Here is a 23,434-nt window from a genome sequence, read left to right as displayed (position 1 = left end):
AGTGAAGCAATGGACCAGCCACAGAACATCCGCATTCTCCTTCCGGAAGCCCTTAAGAACTCCCTCTCCCGGCGCACGGTGCTTGGCGGAGCGGCCGCCGTCGGCATTGCCGCCTTCCTCGCTGCCTGCGCCAGCCCTGGCGGCGGCGGCTCGGCGGGTGGTGCGCTCAACATCTACACCTGGGGCGAGTACGACGATCCCAAGGTGCTCTCGGCCTACACCAAGTCGAAGGGACCGACTATCACCCTCGACTCCTATGGCTCCAACGCCGAGATGATTTCCAAGCTCAGCGCCGCGAAGGGTACGACCGGCTACGACATCTGTGTTCCCACCCATTCGTCCGTCAAACAAATGGCGACCGCGGGTTTGCTCACGGAGCTCGACCTCACCAAGCTCCCGAATATGAAGAACCTGAACGCCGGCGTTGTCGACACCCCCTTCGACCCGGGCAACAAGTACTCGGTGTGCAAGGACTGGGGATCGACCGGCTACGTCTACGACACCACCGTGATCAAGCGGGAACTGACGTCGTGGGCCGACTTCCTTGATGCCGCACAAAACGAAGCCTCGGGAAGCTTCTCCCTTCTGGAGGACCAGGGCGAGGTGGCCTTCACCTACTTCTACGCCAATGGCATCGATCCCAACACGACGAACAAGGCCGACGTCGAGGCGTACCGCAAGTTTGTTCTTGCCAAGATCGCGCCTCACGTTCAGACGTTCGAGTCATCCACCAACGCCTCAATTTCGACGTCGGCGCGTGCCCTGATCCACTGCTGGAACGGTGACGCCCGACTCGGCCTGCTCACCAACAAGGAACCCGACCGGTACAAGTGGGTGTGGCCCACCGAAGGTGCGAACCTCTGGCAGGACAACTGGGCGATCGTCAAGGGAGCCCCGCACGAGGATGCCGCTTACCAGTTCATCAACTATGTGCTCGATCCCACCGTCTCGCTCAAGGAGCTCACCTACGTGGGATACAACACGGGCATTGAGGGCATCGAGGCCGCAGCGACCGCCGCCGGCGTCGAGCGCACGGACCTGATCTTCATCAGTGACGAGATCATGTCAAAACTGGTCTACAGCCAGATGACCTCCATGGATGGCACGATCATCAGCATTTACGACGAGCTCAAGGCTGCGGCGGGCGCATGACCACGATCGAGGCGCCGGCGGCGGAGGTGCCGATCGCTCCGCCGCCCGCCTCTCGGCGGTGGCTCCGGGTGCCGCGAGGGATCGGCGCCCTCCCGATCGGCCTGTGGATCCTGCTGTTCTTCATCCTGCCGTTCGGCCTGGTCGTCTGGTACAGCTTCGGCTACAAGCCCGATATCTACACCACTCACGACAACGATGTGCTCTCCTTCGACCGCTACGTGGAGGCTGCGTCTCCCGCGTTCTTCGCGATCTTCGGGCGGACGCTGAACATCTCCGTCATCGGCACGATCCTCTGTCTGGTGATCGCGTTCCCGATGGCGTACTGGATGGCCGTGAAGCTCGCGGCCCGCTGGCGTGGGGTGGTCCTCGCGCTCGTGTTGATCCCCTACTGGACGAACTTTCTCGTGCGCACCATCGGGTGGCAGATCTCGCTCAGCCCCGATGGTTTCGTATCGAATGTGCTGCAGAGCGCGCACATCATCGACACCCCGCTGAAGGTCCTGTACACCTCCGGTGCTGTGCAGCTCGGTGTCGTCTACAACTACCTTCCCCTGATGATCCTGCCCCTGTACGTCGCACTGGAGCGCCTGGATCCCAGGCTGCTCGAAGCGAGCCGCGACCTGGGCGGCACGGCATGGAGCACGTTCTGGCGGGTCACCGTTCCCCTGACGTCCCCGGGCGTGACGGCGGGCCTTCTCCTCGTTTTCGTCCCGCTGATGGGTGACTACATCACCCCCACCGTGCTGGGCGGAGCCAAGGGAAGCATGGTCGGCCAGATGGTGGCCGGGCAGTTCCAGAGCGCCCAGAACTGGGCGCTGGGGGCGGCAATGGCCGTGCTGCTGATGTTCGCGATCTTCGGCACAAGCGCGGTCGTGGGCGGCCTCCTGAAGCTCGTCGGCCGGATCACCACGGCCGCAACCTCCCTCACGCTGTCACCGAAGGAACCGTTATGACCACGCCCCGCATCGGTCGCCGACGCCGAAAGTCTCCCATCGACGCTCTGCTGTCCATCTGGGGTGTTCTTGGCCTCGCATTCCTGTTCTTCCCGATCGTCGTCATCGTCATCTTCTCGTTCAACACGGGGCGCACCCTGCAGGCGTTCGAGGGCTTCGGCATCCAGCCCTACCTCGACGCGCTCGCCAACCCCGCCATTACCAACTCGATCTCGGTGTCGCTGATAACAGCCGCCGGGGTCGCGGTGGTGTCCACGGTGCTGGGCACGTTCGCAGGTATCGCCCTCGCCCGCCGTGCTGGCTGGTGGACGCCCGGACTTCTCGTGCTGCTCGGTCTCGTGATGGTCACCCCGGAGATCGTGAGTGCGATCTCGCTGCTGCCCTGGTTCGTCACCCTCGGCGTCGACTGGGGGCTGACGGGATTCAACATCGGACAGGTGCGTCTCATCATCGCCAACTCACTGTTTTCGAGTGCAGTCGTTACCTTCATCGTGCGCGCGAGGATGACGGGAATGAACGAGTCCCTCGAAGAGGCGGCAGCCGATCTGTATGCCTCACCGTTCCGGCGATTCGTCGACATCACGCTTCCGCTGATCCGACCGGCGGTCATCTCCGGTGCCCTGCTCGCATTCACGCTCAGTCTCGACAACACCGTCGTCTCCTCGTTCGTGTCCGTGGCAGGTTCCACGCCCTGGCCCGTCTACATCTTCGCCTCGCTGAAAGCGTCGCTGCGGCCAGAGATCGCCGCCATGTCTACACTCATGCTCGTGCTGACCCTGATCGTGCTCGGAGTCGTGGCCCTCGTGTTGCGCCGGGATCCGGGCGGATCCGGCAGCGGGGCAGCGGGCCTCGCCGGAACGATGGTGGGCCGATGAACGCCCCGTATCCGGAACCGGTGAACGGCGGCGTCTCGTTCTGGTGGAACGACCTCGGACGCTCCCCCGACCGGGCGCCGCTTCCCGGCTCCACGAGTGCCGACGTGTGCATCGTCGGTGCCGGTTACACGGGCCTCTGGACCGCCTACTACCTCAAGAAGGTGGCCCCGCACCTGCGCATCGTGATCCTCGAGCAGCGCTTCGCCGGGTTCGGCGCCTCGGGACGCAATGGTGGATGGCTCACCAACGAGATCACCGGTGGACGCGGGTCCTATCTCGCCTCGCACGGCAGGGATGCGGTGGGCCGCCAGCAGACGGCAATGAACGACACCGTTGACGAGGTCATCAGGGTGGCCGCGCTCGAGGGCATCGACTGCGACATCGTCAAGGGCGGTGAGTTCACCGTCGCGACAAGTCCCGCGCAGCAGTCACGCCTGCTGGGCGCCGTCGCCGAAGCCGCCGAGTGGTCGATGACCGATGTCGAGTTGCTCAGCGCGGCCGAGGCCACCTCCCGTATCAATGTGCACGGCACGACGGGCGCCATGTGGCACCCGCACTGCGCCCGCATCCACCCGGCCAAGCTTGCAGCGGGACTGGCCCGGGTGGTCGAGGCGCTCGGCGTCGAAATCTACGAGGACACCCGGGTCACCGAGATCCGGCCGCACGAAGCAGTCACCGGGTTCGGCACCGTCACGGCCGACACGATTGTGCGCGCCACCGAAGGCTTCACCGCGCAGCTCAAGGGTCTTGGTCGCACCTGGCTGCCCATGAACTCGTCCCTCATCGTCACCGAGCCGCTCCCCTCCGACACCTGGGATCAGATCGGCTGGAACGGGTACGAGACTCTGGGCGATCAGGCGCACGCCTACATGTACGCCCAGCGCACCGCTGATGATCGCATCGCGATTGGCGGTCGCGGCGTTCCCTATCGCTACGGTTCGGGCACCGACAACGATGGCGCGACCGACCCACGCACGGTGGGCCTCCTGCGGGACATCCTGACGCGCTTCTTTCCCGCCACGGAATCCGCGGCGATCGAACACGTCTGGTCCGGTGTGCTCGGCGTGCCCCGCGACTGGTCCGCCACCGTGGGCCTCGACCCAGACACCGGACTGGCCTGGGCCGGCGGCTATGTCGGTACCGGCGTGACGTCAACGAACCTCGCCGGGCGCACCCTTCGCGACCTCATCCTCGGCACCCCCAGCGAGCTCACCGAACTCCCCTGGGTCAATCACCGCGTGCGAAAATGGGAACCCGAACCACTTCGCTACATCGCCGTGAAGGCGCTCTACGCCGCATACTCCGCGGCGGACCGGGCGGAAGCGAGCAAACGGAGCACCACCTCCCCGATCGCCACCATGGCCGACATCGTGTCGGGCCGGGGACACTAGCGGTACAGCGGCCGGAGGTACCTACTCCCCGCGCGAGAGCACGACCGCCGAGCCATCCGCCCGGGGGTCGCTCGCGGCGGTCACGCCGTCGATTCCCACGGCGATGGCATTCGCCTGGCCGACAAGGTCACCGAGGTCTGGCACCGAACGCACGGGCATCCCCTGTTTGCTGATGCTTGTCAGGGACGTCTGAGCGACGGATGCCTCGGCGAAGACCGTGTCCGCACTCTCGCCGTCATCACTGACACCCACAATGGCGCGCGGCGCGTCAACGGCGGCGGAGACGTCTGCTCCGTCCCACAGGCGCAGGAGCAGTTGCGTGTGCACCTGGGGCTGCCCTTGCCCACCCTGGGCAGCGAGCACCAACCGGAGGTCCTCTCCCTCGGTGACGATGAGCGGCATGAGGGTATGCCGGGGCCGTTTGCCCGGCTCGATGACGTTAGGGGATGCCGGATCCAGAGAAAACGACGTGCCACGGTTGTGGAACAACACTCCCGTGTTCGGTTCGAGTACGCCCGATCCGAAGGCCCAGTACACGCTCTGGATAAGCGAGACCGCCATGCCGTCCGCGTCGAGAACCGATATTCCCACCGTGTCACCGGCCGCGCGCGGCACGCCGGGGCGCGCCAGAGACGCGGTCGAACGGGACAGCTCCGACCGTGGATCGAGCAACCGGGCGAGGTCGACGGCAGCGAATTCTGGATCGGCGAGGAGCTCGTCCCGCAGGGCGTTGGCGTCGCGGAAGATGCTCATCAGCTCGCCAAGCCCGGCGCCCAGCGGATCCGCGATCGGAGTCCCCTCGAGTGCGGCGAGCGCCCGCAGCACCATGAAGCCCTGGGTGTTGGGACCACTCGTGTGCACGCCGAATCGTCCGAACGTGCCACTGATGGGCTCCTCGACCTGCGCGTCCTGGCGCGCAAAGTCGGCAAGCGTAGCGACCGACGCGTGCGCCCGGAGGCCGGCAACGAGCTGGGCGGCGATGTCTCCGGTGTAGAAGTCCTCGGCTCCGTGCCGCTGCAACCGACGGAACGTTTCGGCGAGACGAGGTTGCCTAAGGGCGTCGCCGAGACCCAACGGTCGACCGCCGGGGACGAACAGGGCACCGGCACCGGGGTCCGACGCCAGAAGGCCATGGGCTTCCGCGATGTTGCGCGCAAGATCGCGGGCAACCGGCACGCCCTCGTCGGCGTGCACCACCGCCGCATCGAAGCAGTGTGACCACGGCAGTTGCCCGCCGAGTCCGTGAAGGACGTCCCACCCGCGCACGCCGCCGGGAATGGTGACGGTGTCAACACCACGGGCGGGAAGTCGGCTCCCGTGGACGGCCCGCAGGCGTTCACCGGTCTGTGCCTGTGGCGCGCGTCCGGATGCATTGACGCACCGCACCACGCCGTCCGGTGTTCGCACGAGGGCGATGAGGTCTCCGCCGAGCGCGACATTATGTGGGTACACCACTGTCAGCACTGCGGCGGCGGCAATGGCGGCATCGATCGCGGAGCCGCCCTCCGCGAGCACCGCCTCTGCGGCATCCGTTGCCAGCACGTGCGGTGTCGCGACCGCACCGCCAAACGTCCGCGGCAGCTGGCGGCTACTCATCCTTCCGCGCGGGCACGCTCACCCGCTTACGCCCCTCCGGCAATCCGGATCAGCTTCTTGTTGGCGAATTCTTCGAGCGCATACCTGCCCATCTCCCGACCGGAACCCGACCGCTTCACTCCCCCGAACGGCAGTTCGGCCGCGTCGCCGAGAACGAGATTGATCCAGACCATGCCGGCATCCATCTGGTCAGCGACGCGGAGCGCCTGTTCTTCATCGGTCGTGTAGACATACGAGCCGAGTCCGAACGGGGTGTCGTTTGCGATGCGCACCGCCTCGTCCTCCGAGGTCACGCGGTACAGCGCGGCAACGGGACCGAAGAACTCTTCGCGATAGGCATCCATGTCTGCCGTTACATCCGCGATCACGGCGGGTGGGAAGAAGTTTCCTACCCGGTCGCCGCTTGCCAGCACGGTGGCGCCCTGCGAGATGGCCCGTCCCAGTTGCTCGTCGAGACGCTCCGCTGCCGCCGCGGAAGAAAGAGGGCCGAGCAGCGTTCCATCGGCAAACGGATCGGCTGGCTGGGCAGCGGTGAAGACCTCGGTGAACTTCGCCGCGAAATCGTCGTATAGGTCATCGATCACAATGAAACGCTTGGCGGCGTTGCAGGACTGGCCGTTGTTGTCGAGTCGGGCGTTTACCGCGTCCTGCACGGCCGCGTCCAGGTCGTCGGTCGAAAGCAGGACGAACGGGTCGGAACCGCCGAGCTCAAGTACCACCTTCTTGAGGTACTGCCCGGCGAGTTTGGCGACCGCGGCTCCTGCGCGCTCAGACCCCGTCACCGACACGCCCTGTACACGAGGATCGGCGATCACCGTGGCGATCTGGTCGTTGTCGGCGTAAATGTTCACGTAGACGCCGGTGTGTGCACCCGACTCGGAGATTGCCACATCGAAGATGTCGGCGATGGCTGCGGCCGATTCGGGACATTGCGGCGCATGCTTCAGGAGGATCGTGTTGCCCACCACGATGTTGGGACCGGCGAATCGCGCCACCTGGTAGTAGGGGAAGTTCCACGGCATGATGCCGAGCAGCACCCCGAGGCCCGAGCGACGTACGAACGCCGACCCTGTCCCGTCGCTCAGCTCGATCTTCTCGTCGGCGAGAAAAGCGGCACCGTTGTCCGCGTAGTACTGGTAGATCGCCGCAGCGAAGTCGACTTCTCCCAGCGCCTGTTCGAGCGGCTTACCCATCTCGCGCACGATGATCTCTGCAAGTGCATCGCGACGCTCGGTGTGCAGCTCCGCGACGCGTCCAATGAGTGCCGCCCGGGCATCCACCCCGGCCGTGCGAGACCAGGTCGCGTACGCGTCGTGGGCCGATCCAATCGCTGCGGTGAGGTCCTCGTCGGAGATGGTCGCGTACTCGCGGATGGTTGCGCCCGTGGCCGGATTGATGACTGCGTAATGACTCATGCCGTTGCTCCCTGGGTGTGCTGGATGGATGGTTGTTGCTCAAGAATTTCGGCCGCCATTCGACGACCAACGCGGATGCCACCGTCGACGTGCTGGTATCCCTCGGCCGCGACATCGCTCGAACCAAAACGGATCGGCCCGACCGGTTCGAGTTGGAGGGCGCCATACCGGGTGAGGCCGCCCAGGTCGAAGCTTGCGGCGTAGGCGCCCTGGGTCCAGTATTCCGATGCCCAGTCGCTCTCGTAATACACGGCCGGATTCAGCGCTGTCGGCCCGTAGTACGCGGCAAGGGAGGCGAGAATGCGTTCCTTACGCTCCTGGGGGGTCAGCCGCAGCAGCGCGTCGGCCTTCTCGTCAGACACAAATCCGACGAGCGTCCCCCGGGCTTCGCCGAAGTTGGAGTTGTCGTACGCCTCGTGCACCAGCTGATACGGGCTGAAGGCGGTGCCCGACAGTCCATCGGCGCGCCAGAACGGGGTCTCGTAGGTCGCGTGAACCTTGATAACGAGCCCGAGGGACTGGTGCTGTTGCAGTTGCTGGCGCAGGGGCGGCAATGCCGGCACGTACTCGAGGCGCGAGTGCAGGTTCGGCGGCACAGCCACGATCGCGTAGCGCGCCTCCACCGTAATTCCGTCGCCCGCGGACACGGTCACGCCGTCTTCCGTCCAGCGGATGGATGTCGCGGGAGTGTCGAGCAGCACGTCGTCACCCAGTGCTTCCGCGAGCAGCAACGGTACCTGTTGTAAGCCACTCACGACCCGCTTGTCGAGGATGAAGTCGGCGTCGACGAGGTTGCTGTAGCTACCGGCGCTGGCCGCGATGTAGAGCGCTTGCAGCAGGGAGAACGAGTGTGCCGGTTTGGTGAGCATCGCGTCGGCAACGAACAGTGCGATGTTCGCGATCGCCTCGTCGTCGGACGTCTGCTGTCCAAGCCACTGCCGGAAGCTCACATGGTCAAACTCTGCCGCCCGGGGATGTGCCCATGGCTCGGCCGGATCGATCTCGGCAACGAGCGTGTCGAGAAGGGCGATCAGGCGCTCGAGCTCGGCCTGGGTTTCGGCGCTGGCCGGGAAGATGTCGCCGGTATAGCGGTGCGTGGCGCCATCGGCACCAAAGTAGAGGTTCTCGCCATCGCGGTACCGCGAGTAGGTCGCCAGTCCGAGCTCGTCCAGCGTTTCGAGAAGTGCCGTCTGGTCGGGCGACACCCACTGGCCGCCGAGTTCGAACAGCTGCCCCTCAACGTGGTCGGTCCACAGCCGCCCCCCGACGCGGTCCCGCGCTTCGAGCACAACCACGGACAGACCGGCGGCGCGCAACCGTGTCGCCGCGGTGAGGCCCGTGACGCCGGCCCCGATGATGACTACGTCGCGATTGAGGTGCATGGAACGACTCATTTCGAAGCTAATGGGACCAGCAGCGGTGTATTTCCTCACCTAGGATCGCAGAAAACGGAGGTTTTCGCTTCTCTAACTCTCAAACCCCTTGCCTCAGCTCAAGAATCGAATCCAATTCCAAACAGTTCCATTCCGCGGATGAGGGGTCCGTCCTTTCCACCGTTTGCATCCGAGCGTGCCACTGCCGCGCGCATCGTCTGAATGGCCGGGAACGCAACGGGTTCCGGCGGCACGGGAAACGGCTTCGTCGTCGGAAACCGCAGGCGCGTCCGGGGCGTTGACTCTCCGGACAACAGGTCGAGCATGACCGCTGCACCAAACCGGGTAGCGCCGACTCCCAGGCCCGTGTAGCCGGCGCTGTAGGCGACCTTGCCACCACGAGCCAGCCCCTGGAACGACACAAACTTCGTCGACATGTCGATCATTCCGCCCCACGCGTGGCTGAACTTCGTGCCGCGCAGTGTGGGATAGGTCGTGAAGAAGTGATCCGCGAGCCGTTCGAACGTCTCCGGCCGCTGGTCATACTCCGGCAGAATCTTCCGTCCGCGGTGATACACAGCGTCGTAGCCACCCCAGAGGATGCGGTCGTCGGCGGTCTTGCGGTAGTAGTGGAACTGGCGCGACGAGTCGCTGATTCCGTACCGGTCAACCCAGCCGATGTCGTCCAGCTGCGCCGCCGAGAGCGGCTCCGTGACGAGCACGTAATCGTAGATCGGAACTGTGCGCAAAGCGTTGCGTTTGAGCATCGAGGGAAATCCATTGGTCGCCAGCGCGACCTGGCGGGAGCGGATGACTCCGTCCCGGGTCACGACGGACACACCGTCCCCATTATCGGAGATCCGGGAGACCGGCGTCTTCTCTAACACTCGCACTCCCAGCCGGACACATACCTCCAACAGGCCCCGGGCGAGTTTGACGGGGTGCACCAGCGCCATCCCGTCGTGATGCAGTACCGCCGCGCGAACGACCGGTGACTTCGTCACCGTGCGCAGGGATTCGCCCTCAAGCAGGTTCTCCCCCGCCGCCCGAAGATCCTCTACCTGGTGCGGCTCGGTTGCCACCGTGAGTGCGCCCTGTTCTTCCCACTCCGCGTCGATGCCGTAGCGAATCAGCGTTTCCCTGAGCGCCGCGAAATTGTCGGCGGCGAGCGCCTCAATGGCCTCGAGCTCATCGGCGAAATGGCGTTGCCCGTTGTCCTCGCCATGAGTCAGTGACGCCTCCACGAAGCCCCCGTTTCGGCCGGACGCCGCCCAGGCAATCCGTTTTCCTTCGACCAGCACGACATCCCGGTTCGGGTCTCGCTCCTTTGCCATCAGGGCAGTCCACAACCCGCAGAAACCGCCCCCGACCACGACGAGATCGGCGCGAGTGTCACCTGCCAGGCGTGGCAGAACATCAGGGCTGGTGCGGTCCAACCAGAACGGGACCGTGGATGCACCCGCAAGGGACGCGACGAGTTCCGCTCGCGGATGACGGAGCGTATGGCCGTAGGCGGGTTCGATCGTCATGAAACGACCCCGACTGCCTCGCCGGGAAGCGTGATGTACACCTTGCGCAGCGTCTCGGTGACGGTCCACCGAGTGCGCGTCCCCGCGCTGAGCCGTCCGATCGTGCCGGGATCCAGGCGCAGTGCCTTATCGGGTTCGTCGAGAAATTCGACGACCGCCGTTCCACTCAGAACGACAAATACCTCGTCGGTCTCCGTGTCGGTGACGACACCGGGCGTCAGCTCCCAGACTCCGACGCCAACCCCCGCGACGTCGACCACCTCGCCGATCGAGGCGACCGGTGTGCCCCCGGCCACGTCGGACGGATCCAGCAGCAGCGGACCTAGCCGCATGGAGCGGGCGTCGAGCACGGCGTTGGCCTGAAGGTCTTGGGTCATGCCACGAACTTAGCGGTGACCGCACATCGACAGAAAAATACCCCCGACTTCCAGAGGAAATCAGGGGCGCACTTGCTGGGGTACCTGGACTCGAACCAAGAACAAAAGAATCAGAATCTTCCGTGTTGCCAATTACACCATACCCCATAGGCCTCACCGTAGCGGGGCCGACTCGTTACTCTAACGCACCTCGGGCGCTGGTACCAAAATGAGGTGCTCCCCGGGCGCGGCACGCGAGGTCGGGACGCCGTCGACGTCGGCTTCACCCCGCGTGACAGGCGCCGATAGGCTCGCCTCATGGACGAGAACACCACGATCATCGAGATCGATCTGCCCACCGAGAACTGGCTCCTCATCGACGCCGTCATCGACAACGTCGCCTCGATCGCGGCGGAAGATGACGACGAGGAGACCGTCGCGATCTGCGAAGAGATTCGTGTGAAGGGACTCGAGCAGATTCCCGACTGGCCCACCGAAGAGACCGAGCTCGAGAACTGGCCCGCCGAGGGCCAGCGCTCGCTGATCCGTCTCACCGCCGACGAGTGGGCCTTCGTCATCGAGGCCGTCGAAGAAGACGCCGAGGTCAGCGAGCAGATCGCGGCCGAGCCCGTCGAAGACGATCAGCAGGATGAACCGGATGACCCGGACTGGACGATCCTCGCAGCCGAGGCACGCGAGCTCGCGGCATACCTCACGGAGCGCGTCGCCTCCTGACCGCGGGAATCCCGCTGCGCGGCGCCACTCGCGGCACCGCCCGACACGGGGTGCAGGCAAACGCGCAGCGGCACGGGCGCATAATGCTCGGGGACCGCTGATCGGAGAACCCCACGCCCCCTCTCACCACTTTTCTCACGACGTGGAGCTTCGACCCCACGGCCGCCTGCGTCATCGTGCTGGCCGGGGTGCTCTACGCCCTCGGAATACGGTCGGCGGCCCGTGCCGGGGTGCACTGGAAGCGCGGGACATCCACCGCCTTCTACGTCCTTGGACTCGGCTCGTACGCGTTTGTGTCATTCGGGTTCCTCAGCGTGTACACGGTCGAGCTGCGCTGGGCATTCACGACGAAGATCGCGGTGCTGCTGTTCGCCGTCCCGGCGCTGATCTCCCTGGGCAAACCGGTGGCGCTGGCGCGCATCGGTCTGTCCGGATTGCCCGCCCGGGTCACCGAGCGTGTTCTCGCGTCCTGGCCTGTGCGACTGGTCGGCAACACGATCTTCGCGCCGCTGCTGGCGCTTGTGGCCTTCTCGTTCTTCCTGACTCCGCTGTCGGGCGCGCTGCGCGAGAACGGCACGGGCGAGGCAGTCGTGACCGTACTGGTGCCTTTGATCGGGTTGCTGATGGTGCTGCCGATCGCCGAGCAGACCACCCACCGCACGAGCATGTTCATCACGGCGGAGTTCATGCTGCTGTTCCTCGAGCTGCTGCTCGACGCCATTCCCGCGATTCTCCTGCGCCTGAACGACGGTGTCCTCGACCATGTGCCGGCGGTTATGGGATCGCTGCCCACCTGGTTCCCCAGCGCGCTGCACGATCAGCATCTGTCGGGTGACTTTTTGTGGTTCATTGCCGAGGCGGCGGATGTCCCGGTGCTGATCTTCCTGTTCATCCGCTGGTCGCGCGTGGACAAGCACGAGGCAACCGACTTCGATGAGCTCAGCGACGACGAGATGGCGGCCCTGACCGCGGAGCACCTGCGGCGCTAGCGCCCCGTCGGACGCTACAGCAGGTCGAGCGTGATTGCCGCGGCGGTGCGGGCTCCCGCGCCGGCCGCGACGATGAGCTGCTGGGGGCCCGGCGGGGTGGAGTCCCCCGCGGCATAGACGCCGGGAACGCTGGTGCGTCCGTCCGCGTCGACCACGAGAAGGCCCTGGTCGTCCTGGGCGAGACCGAGCTGATCCGCGTAGCCGAGGTTGGGGGTCCAGAGGGGGCGCACGAACACGGCGACACGGGGAACTGTCTCGCCATCGGCCAGGGTGACGCCGGTGACACCGGTGCGGTCCCCCGCGACATCCGCTACCGGTCGACGGTCGACACGGATGCCCCGGCGCGCGAGCATCGCCTCGTCGTCGTCGCTGACGATGCCGACGCCGTTGGTGAAGACGATGAGGTCCCGGCTCCACTGGGAGAGGTGGCGCGCGCGGGCCGCGAGGTCGTTCGTTTCCCCCAGCAGCGCGATGGGCTTGTCGGAGTATTCGTAGGCGTCACAGGCCACGCAGCTGTGGATGCTCGTGCCGTAGAAGGTGCGGATGCTGGGCAGCGCGGGGAACGTCTCCGTCAGCCCCGTGGTGATCAGCACCGTGCGGGCGTGCGTCGAGCCGGACTTGTCGGTCACGACGAAGCTGTCACCGTCGCGCTCGATCGAGGAGACGACCGTGCGGCGGAACTCGGACTCGGGGTAGGCGGCAAGTTCGTCCCGGCCGAGGCTGCGGAGCTCGAGCGGCGAGACGCCGTCCCGCGAGAGGAATCCGTGGGAGGCGAGGGTGGCGGCGTTGCGGGGTCGGTTGCTGTCCAGCACCAGCGTGGTGCGGCGGGCGCGCACGAGGTTGAGCGCCGCGGAGAGCCCGGCGGGGCCGGCCCCGATGACGATGACGTCGCGGGTCGCGGCGGACGGGTCATCCGCTTCCGCACCCGCTACCGACGCACCGACCTCGCTCACAGCTGCGACTTCAGCCGCTCAAGCCTCGCCAGTGTCGAGGCCTGGCCGAGCAGCTCCATCGATTCGAACAGCGGCGGGCTGATGCGACGACCGGAGATGCCGGCGCGCAGCGGTCCGAACGCGATGCGCGGCTTGAGGCCGAGCCCGTCGATCAGGGCGACGCGAAGCGCTGCCTCGATGGACTCGTGCGCCCACTCGGTGAGGTTGGCAAGGGCGGTGATGGATGCCTCGAGCACGGGCACCGCGTCGGGCTTGGGCAGCGCGTCGGCCTCGTAGACGAGGTCCTCGTCCGCCGTGAAGAGGAAGGCAAGAAGTCCGGGCGCTTCGCCGAGGAGTTGCATCCGCTCCTGCACCAGCGGTGTGGCCGCGAGAAGCATCTCCTCGTCGGCCGCTGTCGTCACGATGCCGTCGAGGTACGGAATCAGGCGCGAGGCGAGATCCTCGACCGAGAGCAACCGGATGTGGTCGCCGTTGATCGACTCGGCCTTCTTCACGTCGAAGCGGGCCGGGTTGGGGTTCACGTCGACGACGTCGAACGCGGCCACCATCTCGTCGATGGAGAACACGTCACGGTCGTGGCTAAGTGACCAGCCGAGCAGCGCCAGGTAGTTGATCAGGCCCTCGGGAATGAACCCGCGGTCGCGGTGGTGGAAGAGGTTAGCTTCGGGGTCGCGCTTGCTGAGCTTCTTGTTGCCCTCGCCCATGACGTAGGGCAGGTGGCCGAAACGCGGGATCGCGCTAGCGACACCGATCTCGATCAGCGCGGTGTACAGCGCGATCTGGCGGGGAGTGGACGACAGCAGGTCCTCGCCGCGCAGCACGTGCGTGATGCCCATGAGCGCGTCGTCGACGGGGTTCACGAACGTGTACAGCGGGGCGCCGTTGGGGCGCACGACCACGAAGTCGGTGAAGGACCCGGCCGGGAAGGTGATTTCCCCGCGCACGAGGTCGTCGAAGCTCAGGTCGGTGTCCGGCACGCGCAGGCGCAGCGCGGGCTGGCGTCCCTCCGCCTTAAACGCGGCGATCTGCTCGGCCGTGAGGTCACGCTCGAAGTTGTCGTAGCCCTGCTTGGGGTCGCGGCCGGCGGCGATGTTGCGCGCCTCGATCTCTTCGCCGGTGGCGTAGCTCTCGTAGAGGTGGCCGGAGGTCTTCAGACGCTCGATGATCTCGAGGTAGATGTCCGACCGCTGCGACTGGCGGTAGGGCCCGTGCGGTCCCCCGACGTCGATGCCCTCGTCCCAGTCGATCTTCAGCCAGCGCAGCGCGTCGAGCAGCTGGAGGTAGCTCTCCTCCGAGTCGCGCGCCGCATCGGTGTCCTCGATGCGGAAGATGAGCTTGCCGCCCGTGTGCCTCGCGTACGCCCAGTTGAACAGGGCTGTGCGGATGAGACCCACGTGGGGCGTGCCGGTCGGCGACGGGCAAAACCGCACGCGGACATCGGCACCGGATGCGGTGGTGAAAGTGGCAGACATATCGCCCTAATCCTATTGCCAGAGGAATTTGCCGACGGATGCCCCGGGGTTCACAAACGCGTACCCACAGCCAGATCCCCCGAAGTTGAGGTAGAACGGCGTCTCGGTCTCGTCCAGCTGGAGCAACAGGGTCCAGTCGGTCTCCTCGTCGGGGAACTCGTCGAACTGGAGGAACCCGGGGGTGCCCCCGATCTTGTTGCCGGCGAGCGCCGCGGCGTGCAGCGACCACGCGTCATCCGTCATCTCCTCCGAGGCCTCCTCGTCGATGAACTCGGGATCGATGCCGGGAGCCGTGTGCACCCCGTAGATGACCTCGCGCGGCTGCAGCTTGGACTTTCCCTGCACCTCTTCGAACTTGCGGGCGGTGGGGCCGGTGGTGAGATTGCGCACCTCGACCTCGGGCGTGCCGTTCGGCTGGATGATGAGGGCGTTTTCTCCGGCATCGGGCACCCACGTGTCATCCGCGAAGTTGTCGTCGTCCTCGGTCATGAAGAGGTAGGCCATCTTGCCGCCGGCGCCGGGCACGACCGACTCGTCGATCGCGATCTGGCCAATGAACCGCATGGGAGTGCCGAGGCTTCGGCTGATGGGCCACTGTGCGCCGTCGATCCAGACGGGCTGGCCGCCGAACTTGGTGACGGGCTCCGTGATGTCGGTCGCCGTCTCTTCGAACGAGAAGTTGATTCTGTTCACCATGGAACTGGGAGCCTTTCGAGTTGGAGCTGTGAGGGTTGTGCGGTGGGGCTGGACAAGTGTGGGTGCGGCGCGGCCGCGCGTCAGGTCAGCTCGACGAGGGTGAGCGCCAGGCCGAGGATGACGATCCACGATACGAGACCGGCACCGATGGCGCGTACACCGGAACGGGCGAGCGTCTCGAGCCGCAGCGACGCACCGATGCCGAACAGGGCGGCGGCGAGAAGCAGCGACTGCACCGTATCAGCGATCGAGAGCACGCCGGGCGGAATCGTGAGGAACGTGCGCACCAGCACCATCGCGACGAAGCCCACGATGAACAGGGGAACGATTGCCGGCTGCGTGCCGGTGGCAGTTCCCCGGTGCCGGGTGACGATGGAGGTGACGGCGACCATGGGCGCGAGCATCAGCACCCGGGTGAGCTTGACGACGACCGCGGCGGCGAGGGCGGCTGCTCCCGCCGTCTGCGCCGTGGCAACGACCTGACCGACGTCGTGCACGCTCGCGCCTGTCCACCGACCGAAGTCGAGGCTGTCCAGGCCCAGCAGGCCCGAGAGGAACGGCAGCACGACGATGGCAAGCGTGCCGTAGAGCGTCACCAAGGTGATGGGTGTCGCCGTGTCCTTCGCGTCCGAGCCGCGGGCCGCGCTCATCGCACCGACGGCGGAGACACCGCAAATGGCGAAGCCGGCAGCGAGGAGGAACGGCTGGTCGCCTTCGAGCCGGAACGCGCGCGCCACGAGCCAGGTGATCCCGAAGCTCGCGAGCACCAGCAGCACGATTGCGACGATCGCTACCCAGCCGAGCGCGGCGATCGCGTCGAGGCTGAGCTTCAATCCCAGCACGACAATGCCCAGGCGCAGCAGCCGGCGGGAGGCGATCGCAAGGCCCGGCTTCAGCACCCCATCGAGGGCGGGACGGGCGGATGGCACGCACCCGGCGATCACGCCGAGGATGAGCGCCGCCGTCAACCACGGCAGGCCCGGCAGCAGCGCGTGCAGACCCCAGCCCGCGGCGGCGCCCACGAGCGCGAGCAGGAGCCCCGGCAGCCAGGCCGGCCCCGGCAGCGCCCGCACGGGGACGGGCACCCGCCCGGCGTCACCCACCACGGGTCAGCGGTTGCGTGCGGGGTTGCTGAGGCGCCCGATGCCCTCGATGTCGATGTCGACGGTCTGGCCGTCGACGAATCCCCCGAGACCGGCGGGCGTTCCGGTGAGAATGATGTCGCCGGGCAGCAGCGTCCAGACATCCGAGGCGAAGGCGACGATCTCGGCGACGCTGTGGATCATGTCGCGGGTGTTGCCGTGCCTGCGGGGTTCCCCGTCGACGTAGGTCTGGATCTCGAGCGCCGACGGGTCCAGCTCGGTCTCGATGACCGGTCCGATCGGGCAGAACGTGTCATACCCCTTCGCCCGCGCCCACTGGCCGTCGGAGAGCATGACGTCGCGCGCGGTGACGTCGTTCGCGATCGTGTACCCGAACACGTAGTCCGCGTAGTTCTCGGCCTTGATCTGCTTGGCGACCCGGCCGATGACGATGGCCAGTTCCCCCTCGTGCACGATCCGCCCCTCGACGGGCGGAATCTGGATCGCATCCCCCGGGCCGACGATCGCGGTGTTGGGCTTCAGGAACAGCAGGGGGGTGTCGGGCCCCGCGACATCCATGTCCGCCTTGTGCTCGCCGTAGTTCATGCCGACGCAGACGATTTTGGAGCGTGGGATGACCGGAGCCAGCAGCTTCACCGAGGCGAGCGGCACCCTCTCCTCCGTCGTGTCGTACCCGACGAACATCGGATCGCCCTGCAGGACGACGATCTCGTCGCCGTCGATGATGCCGAACTGGGGGTTACCGTCTGTGGTAAATCGTGCAATCTTCACGCCTGTGAGCCTAGTCGCGGGGTGGAATTCACCGCGCGCGACTAGCGTGGGGCCATGGAACATCGATATCTCGGAAAAAGCGGACTCAAGGTTTCGGCGATCACCTACGGCAACTGGCTGACGCACGGCTCACAGGTCGAAAATGACATCGCCACCCAGTGCGTGCATGCAGCTCTCGACGCCGGAATCACCTCTTTCGACACGGCCGACACGTACGCCAACACGGCGGCGGAGACCGTGCTCGGCACCGCCCTCAAGGGGCAGCGGCGCGAGTCGCTGGAGATCTTCACGAAGGTCTACTGGCCGACCGGCCCGATGGGCCCGAACGACACCGGGCTGTCGCGCAAGCACATCATGGAGTCCGTGAACGCGTCGCTGAAGCGCCTCGGCACCGACTACCTCGACCTGTACCAGGCACACCGGTTCGACACCGAGACGCCGCTCGAAGAGACCATGCAGGCCTTCGCCGACGTGGTGCGTCAGGGCAAGGCTCTCTACATCGGTGTCTCCGAGTGGACGGCCGACCAGCTGCGCGCCGGGCACGCCCTCTCCAAGCAGCTCGGCTTCCAGCTCATCTCGAACCAGCCGCAGTACTCGGCCCTCTGGCGTGTCATCGAGGACGGCGTCGTTCCCGTGTCGCGCGAACTCGGCATCTCGCAGATCGTCTGGTCGCCCGTCGCCCAGGGTGTGCTCACCGGCAAGTACAAGCCGGGCGCCGAGCTTCCCTCGGGCACGCGCGCGACCGATGTCGCCGGCGGTGCCAACTCGATCCAGTCGTGGCTGCGCCCCGCCGTGCTCACCGGTGTGCAGAAGCTCGTCCCGATCGCCGAGGCAAACGGCCTCACCATGGCGCAGCTCGCCGTCGCGTGGGTGCTGCAGAACGACAACGTCGCCTCCGCCATCATCGGCGCGTCGCGTCCGGAGCAGGTGGCCGAAAACGTGAAGGCCGCCGGCGTGCGCCTGTCCGAGCGCACGATGGAAGCAATCGACGAGGCAATCGGCGACGTCGCCGAGCGCGATGCCGCCCAGACGGCGGCGAACGCGCCGAAGACCCGCGTCGTCTAATCCCTCGACAAACCACGAAACGCCCGGTCCCCTCGCGGGGGCCGGGCGTTCTCGTTTGTGTGGCGGGTGCTTACGCGTCGAGGCGCATCATCCAGCCGTGACGGTCTTCGCCGCGACCGTACTGGATGTCGATCAGTTCCTTGCGCAGCGACATCGTGAGCTCGCCGGCCGGGGCATCCGCTGATCCAATCTCGAAGTCTTCGCCCTTGAGCAGGCCGATCGGGGTGATGGACGCGGCGGTACCGCAGGCGAACGCCTCGACGATGTCGCCGGATGCCACGCCCTCACGCCACTCGTCGATGGTGACGCGACGGCGCTCCACCGTGTGGCCGCGGTCCGCGGCAAGCTCCAGCACCGAGTCGCGCGTGATGCCCTCGAGGATGCTGTCGGACTCGGGGGTGACGAGCGTGCCGTCCTTGTAGACGAGCACGATGTTCATTCCGCCGAGCTCCTCGAGGTACTTGCCCTCGAGTGCGTCGAGGAAGAGCACCTGGTCGCAGCCGTGCTCGTAGGCCTCCGCCTGGGCGATGAGCGACGAGGCGTAGTTACCGCCGGTCTTGGCGGCGCCGGTTCCGCCCTTGCCCGCACGGGCGTACTTGGTCGACAGCCAGATGGACACGGGGGCGACGCCGCCGGTGAAGTAGGCGCCGGAGGGGCTGGCGATCACGTAGTAGTTCACCTTCGCGGCGGGACGCACCCCGAGGAACGCCTCCTTCGCGAACATGAACGGACGCAGGTAGAGGCTGGTCTCGCCGCCGTCGGGCACCCATGCGCCGTCCACAGCGATGAGCTGCTTGATCGACTCGATGAAGTACTCGGTGGGAAGCTCCGGCAGGGCGAGGCGCACGGCAGAACGCTGCATCCGCTTGGCGTTGGCCTCCGGGCGGAACGACCAGATGGAGCCGTCGGCGTGGCGGTACGCCTTCAGGCCCTCAAAGATCTCCTGGCCGTAGTGCAGCACGGCGGCCGCGGGGTCGAGAGCGATGGGTCCGTACGGCTGGACGCGGGGACGGTGCCATCCGCCCTTCTCCGACCAGCAAATGTCGACCATGTGGTCGGTGAAGAAATTGCCAAAGCCGGGAGCGGCGAGAATCTCCGCGCGCTCCTCGTCGGACTTGGGGTTTACGGACTTCATCACCATGAAGGTGAGGTCGCGCTGGGCCATCTGCAGCTGAATCGTCATGGGGTCGTGTCTTTCGTCGAGAAGTATGTCTATTGTGCGCTCAGTTGCGCCAGGATGGCGTCGCCGATGGCCGGGGTCGGCCGGCTCTGCGAACCACGGGCCGAGAGATCGGCGGTCACGGCCGCGCTGACGCGGGCCGAGGCATCCGGATATCCCAGGTGGTCCAACAGGAGTGCGACCGAAAGGATCGCCGCCGTCGGGTCTGCTGTGTGTTGACCGGCGATGTCGGGCGCGGATCCGTGGACCGGCTCGAACATGCTGGGAAAGGCGCCGTCCGGATTGATGTTGCCCGAGGCTGCCAAACCGATGCCCCCGCTGATAGCGGCCGCAAGATCGGTGATGATGTCGCCAAAGAGGTTGTCCGTGACGATGGTGTCAAATCTACCGGGATTGGTGACCATGAAGATAGTTGCGGCATCGATGTGGAGGTAATCCACGGTGACATCGGGGTATTCGGTCGCGACCGCATCCACAGTGCGCTGCCAGAGGCTGCCGGCAAAGACCAGCACGTTCGTCTTGTGCACGAGGGTGAGCTTCTTGCCGCGCTTGCTCGCCGTCTCGAAGCCGAACCGCACGAGACGCTCGACGCCGTGGGCGGTGTTGACCGAGACCTCGTTCGCGATTTCGTGCGGGGTTCCCACCCGGATGGCTCCGCCGTTGCCGACGTAGGGTCCCTCGGTTCCCTCGCGGACGACAACGAAGTCGACGGCGCCCGGATTGGCCAGCGGCGAGGCAACACCGGGAAACAGGCTGGTCGGACGCAGGTTGACGTAGTGGTCGAGAGCGAACCGCAGCTTGAGCAGCAGTCCGCGCTCGACGATCCCGCCCTTCAGGCGCGGGTCCCGGGGATCTCCCCCGACGGCACCGAGGAGGATCGCATCGTGCCCGCTGAGGGAGACGATGTCGTCGTCGCTGAGGATGTTGCCGGTGGCGAGAAAGTGCCCGGCACCAAAGGGGTATTCGGTGGTCTCGAAGGTGACGTCGGCGGGGGCAGCTGCGTGCAGAACCCGCACCGCTTCGGTGATGACCTCTGGTCCGATTCCGTCGCCGGGAATGACCGCAAGGCTCAGTGTCTTTGGCATGCATTCACATTAGTGCCCGCCGGTCAACCCTCTATCCGGCCTCAGGGTCCGAATAGGATGAGGCCTCATGAGTATTGGAACCGGAATTTTCTTGTTCGTTGTAGGCGCGGTTCTCGCGTTTGCCATCAATGTGCAGGTCAGCTGGATCGACCTGGACCTCGTGGGTGCACTCCTGATGGGTGCCGGTGTGATCGTCTTCGTGATCGGTCTCATCTTCATGCTCCGCAAGCGTTCGTCGACCACCACGGTTCGTTCGGGCGTCGACGCGGGCAGCGGAGAAGCCGTCACGCAGCGCAGCACCTCCACCACCCCCGACCAGACCCTCTAACAACCAGTCGCCCTCGCGGCGTGAATGACGAAGGGCCCGGACGCATCGCGTCCGGGCCCTTCGTGGTTCGCGGGTGCTCTAGTCGGTGATGTCGATCTCGCGCATGAGGGTCGCGTCGATGGCGACACGAACGGTCTCGAGGAGCCCCTCGGGAACGGGCGAGTCCACCGTCAGCACACTGAGTGCCTGTCCGCCGGCGGCGTGACGGGCGATCTGCATGCCGGCGATGTTGATGGATGCCTCGCCGAACTCCTTGCCGTAGACGGCGACGATCCCGGGGCGGTCCGTGTAGACCATCACGATGAGGTGCTTGGGGATCGGCACCTCGACGTCGTATCCGTTGATGGCGACGATCTTCTCGGTCTGCTTGGTACCCGTCAGGGTTCCGGAGACGGAGATCTGCGAGCCGTCGCTGAGCGCGCCACGGATCGTGAGCAGGTTGCGGTACTCCTCGCTCTCCGACTCGGTGATCAGGCGCACGACGACACCGCGCTGCTCGGCGAGCAGCGGCGCGTTCACGTAGCTGACCGACTCGCTGACGATGTTGGAGAAGATGCCCTTGAGGGCGGCGAGCTTCAGCACGCTGACGTCGAGTTCGGAGATCTCGCCGCTGATGACGACATCCACGCTGGTGAGCGGGCTGCCGGCGAGACCGGAGAAGACCTGGCCGAGCTTCTCCATGAGCGGAATGCCCGGGCGCACCTCGGGAGCGATGACGCCGCCGGCCACGTTGACCGCGTCGGGAACGAGCTCTCCGCCGAGGGCGAGACGCACCGACTTCGCGACGGAGACACCCGCCTTCTCCTGGGCCTCATCGGTGGATGCACCGAGGTGCGGGGTGAGGATGATGTTGTCGAGACCGAGCAGCGGTGACTCCAGGGGCGGCTCCGACACGAACACGTCGAGACCGGCGCCGGCGATGCGGTTGGACTTGAGCGCTGCGTACAGTGCATCCTCGTCGATCAGTCCGCCGCGAGCGACGTTGACGATGAACGCGGTCGGCTTCATGAGGGCGAACTGATCGGTGGAGATCATGCCCGTCGTTTCCGGCGTCTTCGGCATGTGGATGGTGATGAAGTCGGACTGCGCGAGCAGCTCCTCGAGGCTCAGCAGCGTGACGCCGAGCTGTTGCGCGCGGGCGGCGGTCACGTAGGGGTCGAACGCCACGATGTTCATGCCGAACGCCTGCAGGCGGGCGGTGATGAGGGCACCGATACGGCCAAGGCCGATGATGCCGACGGTCTTTTCGTACAGCTCGGTACCGGTGAACTTGGAGCGCTTCCAGGTTCCCGCGGCGAGGCTCGCGTGGGCGGCCGGGATGAACCGGGAGAGGCTGATGATGTGCCCGACGGTCAGCTCGGCGGCCGAGATGATGTTCGACGTCGGTGCGTTGACCACCATGACGCCGGCGGTGGTCGCCGACTTGATGTCGACGTTGTCCAGTCCGACGCCCGCGCGGGCGATGACCTTCAGGGCGGGCGCGGCGGCGATTGCCTCGGCGTCGACCTGGGTCGCGGAGCGGATGAGGATGGCGCTGGCATCGGCTAGTGCCGCCAGCAGCGCGGGACGGTCGGTGCCGTCCACGGAGCGAACATCAAAGTCGGGGCCGAGGGCCTCGACGGTAGCGGGTGAAAGTTCTTCGGCAATCAAGACGACCGGCTTGGCCACGAATCGAGTCCTTACTTGGAGGGGTGTTGCGACTTGGAGGATAGAGCGACTCAGAGGCTTGGGGTCTCAGAGGTTGGTGCGGCAGGCGGGGATGGTGCTCGCCGCAACCCCTGAGAGTTTAGTTGGCGCGCCAGTGGCGCAAGCACAGGCATCGACTTAGGCCGCAATATAGACGGATGGATGACCCGGCGCTGCAGCTAACTCTCTGGTGCCTCCGCGCCGCCCTCGCCGCGGTATTCGTGTTCATGGGGATCGCACACTTCCTGCCGAAACCGGCGCGCGGGATGGCCGCCATGATTCCGCCAACACTGCGGCGCAGGGGCATCCCGAGCCCGCGTTTTCTCGTGAGATTCACGGGACTGTGCGAAATCGCCGGGGGAATCGGGCTGCTCGTTCCGGCCACGCGGTTCGCCGCGGGCATCGCGCTCGTGCTGTTTCGCGTCGCGGTATTTCCCGCCAACACGTATGCCGCGCAGCACCCGGAGAAGTTCGGCGCCGCCGCCATTCCGTTCTGGCCGCGCTATGCCGGGCAGCTGGTGATCATCGCTCTCGTGCTCCTCGCGTCGGTCGTCTGACTACAGGCCGCGTCGCTCGTCTGACACCAAAACGGGCGAGTCCGGCAGAGCTCCCGGCCGCCGCGCACCAAAACGGGTCAATTCGGCGCGATCTGCCCGCCACAACACGACATCCCGGGCGAGTTCGGCGCCTCGGTGCGCTCGACATCCGCAACACGGGCGAGTGCGGCCAAG

General features: G+C 66.1%; 22 protein-coding genes and 1 tRNA gene. 9 read left to right on the top strand and 14 right to left on the bottom strand.

Translation table 11 applies throughout. The features are described 5' to 3' along the window. Positions 1 to 9: 9 nt before the first annotated feature. The 4 genes from HB677_RS10760 to HB677_RS10745 are packed head-to-tail and all read left to right on the top strand — an operon-like array spanning position 10 to position 4,371. Positions 10 to 1,152, top strand: coding sequence for a PotD/PotF family extracellular solute-binding protein (locus HB677_RS10760; RefSeq protein ID WP_213815713.1), 1,143 nt, complete (start codon positions 10 to 12; stop codon positions 1,150 to 1,152). Continuing rightward, positions 1,149 to 2,105, top strand: a complete 957-nt coding sequence (locus tag HB677_RS10755) for an ABC transporter permease (protein ID WP_213815712.1) — start codon at positions 1,149 to 1,151, stop codon at positions 2,103 to 2,105. The genes HB677_RS10760 and HB677_RS10755 overlap by 4 nt, the downstream gene beginning before the upstream one ends. Next, positions 2,102 to 2,980, top strand: coding sequence for an ABC transporter permease (locus tag HB677_RS10750; protein ID WP_213815711.1), 879 nt, complete (start codon positions 2,102 to 2,104; stop codon positions 2,978 to 2,980). Before HB677_RS10755 ends, HB677_RS10750 begins: the two co-directional genes overlap by 4 nt. Further along, positions 2,977 to 4,371, top strand: coding sequence for an FAD-binding oxidoreductase (locus HB677_RS10745; protein WP_213815710.1), 1,395 nt, complete (start codon positions 2,977 to 2,979; stop codon positions 4,369 to 4,371). Before HB677_RS10750 ends, HB677_RS10745 begins: the two co-directional genes overlap by 4 nt. A gap of 21 nt (positions 4,372 to 4,392) precedes the next feature. On the opposite strand, the gene HB677_RS10740 is transcribed toward HB677_RS10745, so the two are convergent. The 6 genes from HB677_RS10740 to HB677_RS10715 form a co-directional block, all read right to left on the bottom strand. Further along, positions 4,393 to 5,967, bottom strand: a complete 1,575-nt coding sequence (locus HB677_RS10740; protein ID WP_213815709.1) for a gamma-glutamyltransferase family protein — start codon at positions 5,965 to 5,967, stop codon at positions 4,393 to 4,395. A 26-nt stretch (positions 5,968 to 5,993) separates the two neighbouring features. Further along, positions 5,994 to 7,382: an NAD-dependent succinate-semialdehyde dehydrogenase gene (locus HB677_RS10735; protein ID WP_213815708.1), complete on the bottom strand. Its 1,389-nt coding sequence runs from the start codon at positions 7,380 to 7,382 to the stop codon at positions 5,994 to 5,996. After that, positions 7,379 to 8,776 (bottom strand): NAD(P)/FAD-dependent oxidoreductase, encoded by a 1,398-nt coding sequence (locus HB677_RS10730; RefSeq protein ID WP_213815707.1) that lies wholly within the window; start codon positions 8,774 to 8,776, stop codon positions 7,379 to 7,381. Before HB677_RS10730 ends, HB677_RS10735 begins: the two co-directional genes overlap by 4 nt. A 98-nt stretch (positions 8,777 to 8,874) precedes the next feature. Continuing rightward, entirely contained in the window at positions 8,875 to 10,284 is a 1,410-nt protein-coding gene (locus HB677_RS10725; RefSeq protein ID WP_213815706.1) for an FAD-binding oxidoreductase, read from the bottom strand. Beyond that, complete coding sequence (locus HB677_RS10720) at positions 10,281 to 10,661, bottom strand: cupin domain-containing protein (protein WP_255546538.1); 381 nt, start codon at positions 10,659 to 10,661, stop codon at positions 10,281 to 10,283. Before HB677_RS10720 ends, HB677_RS10725 begins: the two co-directional genes overlap by 4 nt. A 75-nt stretch (positions 10,662 to 10,736) precedes the next feature. Next, positions 10,737 to 10,808: transfer RNA gene (locus HB677_RS10715), tRNA-Gln, on the bottom strand. Between the two features lie 150 nt (positions 10,809 to 10,958). Between HB677_RS10715 and HB677_RS10710 the strand changes: the two genes are divergently transcribed. Beyond that, entirely contained in the window at positions 10,959 to 11,375 is a 417-nt protein-coding gene (locus HB677_RS10710; RefSeq protein ID WP_213815705.1) for a hypothetical protein, read from the top strand. 188 nt (positions 11,376 to 11,563) lie between these two features. Beyond that, positions 11,564 to 12,364 (top strand): cytochrome c oxidase assembly protein, encoded by an 801-nt coding sequence (locus tag HB677_RS10705; protein ID WP_213815704.1) that lies wholly within the window; start codon positions 11,564 to 11,566, stop codon positions 12,362 to 12,364. Between the two features lie 14 nt (positions 12,365 to 12,378). Here the strand turns inward: HB677_RS10705 and HB677_RS10700 are convergent, their stop codons facing one another. The 5 genes from HB677_RS10700 to HB677_RS10680 all read right to left on the bottom strand — a co-directional run bounded on the left by HB677_RS10700 (position 12,379) and on the right by HB677_RS10680 (position 17,359). Continuing rightward, the gene (locus HB677_RS10700) at positions 12,379 to 13,317 is read right to left on the bottom strand and encodes an FAD-dependent oxidoreductase (protein WP_213815703.1); all 939 of its coding nucleotides are present in this window, start codon (positions 13,315 to 13,317) and stop codon (positions 12,379 to 12,381) included. Next, positions 13,314 to 14,789 carry a glutamate--tRNA ligase gene (gltX, locus tag HB677_RS10695; protein ID WP_213815702.1) on the bottom strand — a complete coding sequence of 492 codons (1,476 nt, stop codon included), beginning with the start codon at positions 14,787 to 14,789 and terminating at the stop codon, positions 13,314 to 13,316. The genes HB677_RS10700 and gltX overlap by 4 nt, the downstream gene beginning before the upstream one ends. Positions 14,790 to 14,801: 12 nt before the next feature. Beyond that, positions 14,802 to 15,485 carry a DUF1963 domain-containing protein gene (locus HB677_RS10690; protein WP_213815701.1) on the bottom strand — a complete coding sequence of 228 codons (684 nt, stop codon included), beginning with the start codon at positions 15,483 to 15,485 and terminating at the stop codon, positions 14,802 to 14,804. An 80-nt stretch (positions 15,486 to 15,565) separates the two neighbouring features. Then, entirely contained in the window at positions 15,566 to 16,591 is a 1,026-nt protein-coding gene (locus HB677_RS10685) for a putative sulfate exporter family transporter (RefSeq protein WP_307852563.1), read from the bottom strand. 3 nt (positions 16,592 to 16,594) lie between these two features. Further along, the gene (locus HB677_RS10680) at positions 16,595 to 17,359 is read right to left on the bottom strand and encodes a fumarylacetoacetate hydrolase family protein (protein ID WP_213815700.1); all 765 of its coding nucleotides are present in this window, start codon (positions 17,357 to 17,359) and stop codon (positions 16,595 to 16,597) included. Between the two features lie 54 nt (positions 17,360 to 17,413). Between HB677_RS10680 and HB677_RS10675 the strand changes: the two genes are divergently transcribed. Then, on the top strand, positions 17,414 to 18,424 hold the full coding sequence (locus tag HB677_RS10675) for an aldo/keto reductase family protein (protein ID WP_213815699.1): 1,011 nt from the start codon (positions 17,414 to 17,416) through the stop codon (positions 18,422 to 18,424). 70 nt (positions 18,425 to 18,494) lie between these two features. Here HB677_RS10675 and HB677_RS10670 read toward each other — a convergent pair whose 3' ends face one another. Together HB677_RS10670 and HB677_RS10665 are read right to left on the bottom strand one after the other, a co-directional pair. Continuing rightward, positions 18,495 to 19,589: a branched-chain amino acid aminotransferase gene (locus HB677_RS10670; RefSeq protein WP_374193816.1), complete on the bottom strand. Its 1,095-nt coding sequence runs from the start codon at positions 19,587 to 19,589 to the stop codon at positions 18,495 to 18,497. Positions 19,590 to 19,636: 47 nt separating this feature from the next. Continuing rightward, complete coding sequence (locus HB677_RS10665; protein ID WP_213815697.1) at positions 19,637 to 20,689, bottom strand: 3-isopropylmalate dehydrogenase; 1,053 nt, start codon at positions 20,687 to 20,689, stop codon at positions 19,637 to 19,639. 67 nt (positions 20,690 to 20,756) lie between these two features. On the opposite strand from HB677_RS10665, the gene HB677_RS10660 reads away from it, so the two are divergent. Continuing rightward, entirely contained in the window at positions 20,757 to 21,017 is a 261-nt protein-coding gene (locus tag HB677_RS10660; RefSeq protein WP_213815696.1) for a DUF6458 family protein, read from the top strand. Between the two features lie 78 nt (positions 21,018 to 21,095). Here HB677_RS10660 and serA read toward each other — a convergent pair whose 3' ends face one another. Beyond that, complete coding sequence (gene serA, locus HB677_RS10655) at positions 21,096 to 22,685, bottom strand: phosphoglycerate dehydrogenase (RefSeq protein ID WP_213815695.1); 1,590 nt, start codon at positions 22,683 to 22,685, stop codon at positions 21,096 to 21,098. Between the two features lie 176 nt (positions 22,686 to 22,861). Here serA and HB677_RS10650 point away from each other — a divergent pair, with 176 nt between their 5' ends. Next, a complete protein-coding gene (locus HB677_RS10650) occupies positions 22,862 to 23,260 on the top strand; it encodes a DoxX family membrane protein (RefSeq protein WP_213815694.1) in 399 nt (132 codons plus the stop codon). The last annotated feature ends 174 nt before the right edge of the window (positions 23,261 to 23,434 follow it).

Origin of the sequence: Glaciihabitans sp. dw_435, from assembly GCF_018449675.1 — a bacterium.
Lineage (GTDB): Bacteria > Actinomycetota > Actinomycetes > Actinomycetales > Microbacteriaceae > Glaciihabitans.
This window is presented reverse-complemented; position numbering and strand designations above follow the sequence as displayed.

Coding starts and splice junctions, on each gene's coding strand:
- HB677_RS10720 (WP_255546538.1), bottom strand. CDS start 10,661: ATGACCCAAGACCTTCAGGCCAACGCCGTGCTCGACGCCCGCTCCATG.
- HB677_RS10690 (WP_213815701.1), bottom strand. CDS start 15,485: ATGGTGAACAGAATCAACTTCTCGTTCGAAGAGACGGCGACCGACATC.
- HB677_RS10745 (WP_213815710.1), top strand. CDS start 2,977: ATGAACGCCCCGTATCCGGAACCGGTGAACGGCGGCGTCTCGTTCTGG.
- HB677_RS10755 (WP_213815712.1), top strand. CDS start 1,149: ATGACCACGATCGAGGCGCCGGCGGCGGAGGTGCCGATCGCTCCGCCG.
- HB677_RS10650 (WP_213815694.1), top strand. CDS start 22,862: ATGGATGACCCGGCGCTGCAGCTAACTCTCTGGTGCCTCCGCGCCGCC.
- HB677_RS10730 (WP_213815707.1), bottom strand. CDS start 8,776: ATGAGTCGTTCCATGCACCTCAATCGCGACGTAGTCATCATCGGGGCC.
- HB677_RS10750 (WP_213815711.1), top strand. CDS start 2,102: ATGACCACGCCCCGCATCGGTCGCCGACGCCGAAAGTCTCCCATCGAC.
- HB677_RS10660 (WP_213815696.1), top strand. CDS start 20,757: ATGAGTATTGGAACCGGAATTTTCTTGTTCGTTGTAGGCGCGGTTCTC.
- HB677_RS10675 (WP_213815699.1), top strand. CDS start 17,414: ATGGAACATCGATATCTCGGAAAAAGCGGACTCAAGGTTTCGGCGATC.
- HB677_RS10740 (WP_213815709.1), bottom strand. CDS start 5,967: ATGAGTAGCCGCCAGCTGCCGCGGACGTTTGGCGGTGCGGTCGCGACA.
- HB677_RS10665 (WP_213815697.1), bottom strand. CDS start 20,689: ATGCCAAAGACACTGAGCCTTGCGGTCATTCCCGGCGACGGAATCGGA.
- HB677_RS10760 (WP_213815713.1), top strand. CDS start 10: ATGGACCAGCCACAGAACATCCGCATTCTCCTTCCGGAAGCCCTTAAG.
- HB677_RS10735 (WP_213815708.1), bottom strand. CDS start 7,382: ATGAGTCATTACGCAGTCATCAATCCGGCCACGGGCGCAACCATCCGC.
- HB677_RS10725 (WP_213815706.1), bottom strand. CDS start 10,284: ATGACGATCGAACCCGCCTACGGCCATACGCTCCGTCATCCGCGAGCG.
- gltX (WP_213815702.1), bottom strand. CDS start 14,789: ATGTCTGCCACTTTCACCACCGCATCCGGTGCCGATGTCCGCGTGCGG.
- HB677_RS10670 (WP_374193816.1), bottom strand. CDS start 19,589: ATGGCCCAGCGCGACCTCACCTTCATGGTGATGAAGTCCGTAAACCCC.
- HB677_RS10710 (WP_213815705.1), top strand. CDS start 10,959: ATGGACGAGAACACCACGATCATCGAGATCGATCTGCCCACCGAGAAC.